1 rRNA gene is annotated in these 619 nt (G+C 52.7%); it reads left to right on the top strand.

Features of this window, described 5'->3' with window-relative positions:
• Positions 1-619 (top strand): 23S ribosomal RNA (locus tag ABRZ26_RS25045); the annotation flags it as partial.

Genomic DNA, 619 nt, shown 5'->3' with positions numbered 1-619 from the left:
GGGTGACTGCGTACCTTTTGTATAATGGGTCAGCGACTTATATTCTGTAGCAAGGTTAACCGAATAGGGGAGCCGCAGGGAAACCGAGTCTTAACTGGGCGTTAAGTTGCAGGGTATAGACCCGAAACCCGGTGATCTAGCCATGGGCAGGTTGAAGGTTGGGTAACACTAACTGGAGGACCGAACCGACTAATGTTGAAAAATTAGCGGATGACTTGTGGCTGGGGGTGAAAGGCCAATCAAACCGGGAGATAGCTGGTTCTCCCCGAAAGCTATTTAGGTAGCGCCTCGTGAATTCATCTCCGGGGGTAGAGCACTGTTTCGACTAGGGGGTCATCCCGACTTACCAACTCGATGCAAACTGCGAATACCGGAGAATGTTATCACGGGAGACACACGGCGGGTGCTAACGTCCGTCGTGAAGAGGGAAACAACCCAGACCGCCAGCTAAGGTCCCAAAGTCATGGTTAAGTGGGAAACGATGTGGGAAGGCCCAGACAGCCAGGATGTTGGCTTAGAAGCAGCCATCATTTAAAGAAAGCGTAATAGCTCACTGGTCGAGTCGGCCTGCGCGGAAGATGTAACGGGGCTAAACCATGCACCGAAGCTGCGGCAGCGA

Origin of the sequence: Brenneria sp. L4-2C, from assembly GCF_040240335.1 — a bacterium.
GTDB lineage: Bacteria > Pseudomonadota > Gammaproteobacteria > Enterobacterales > Enterobacteriaceae > Brenneria.
This window is presented reverse-complemented; position numbering and strand designations above follow the sequence as displayed.